1 pseudogene is annotated in these 738 nt (G+C 38.1%); it reads left to right on the forward strand.

Annotated elements, in window-relative coordinates:
- Positions 1–336: 336 nt before the first annotated feature.
- A pseudogene (locus GRP75_RS28575) lies at positions 337–738 on the forward strand (AraC family transcriptional regulator); the annotation flags it as partial.

The raw sequence follows: 738 nt of genomic DNA on the forward strand, positions 1-738 counted from the left end.
TATAGGCTCTCCTTCATGTGAGGCCAAATGCTCGTAGCCACCGCCAGGTAATACCAATATAAAAGGACGAGCTTCACGAACTGCTACGGGATAGAGGGAGAGAAAGGAAGTGTCTGACGGAAATTCTTTTTTTATAATCGGTTCTTTAGGACTAACAACATGTAACATAAATAACTCCTCCAAATTTCTTTTTAACTGCCGCAAACCAAACAAAATCGACTTAAATTGGAATGATACGGATGTAAAAAATAATGCACACGTGAAAAAAATGATTTAAACCTTGTTATGAAAGCGCTATAATTTTGTTGTGATGCAAAGAGCCAGAGGGGGAGCGCAATGAAAAAAGGAAGAATGTTCTATACTATTTTTATTACGATTCTGGTTTTGGGAATAGGATTGGTGGCCAGTTTTGGCAGCTACATCTATTTTACAACAATTAGCTCCGTTGTGGAGAGAGTTTCCAATACCAAGCAAAGCTACATGGCACAGATCAGAAATAGTCTGGAGCAGAAAATTCAAACGATTGAATATGCTTTTAATACGTATAGCACGACCAGTTCCTTTAATGATGTTGTGAAAAATCCCATTACAGAAAAAGATTTTATAGCGTATCGGAATGTGAATACTCAGCTCAATTATATTGCTACGATGGGATTAGAGGGAACGGAATATTCACTCATCAGTCTGGATCAGAATTGGAGAATCTCCAATGGAAGCCTGTCCTATTTGACGAAAACG

The sequence above is a fragment of the Paenibacillus sp. OT2-17 genome, assembly GCF_009827695.1.
GTDB lineage: Bacteria > Bacillota > Bacilli > Paenibacillales > Paenibacillaceae > Paenibacillus > Paenibacillus polymyxa_B.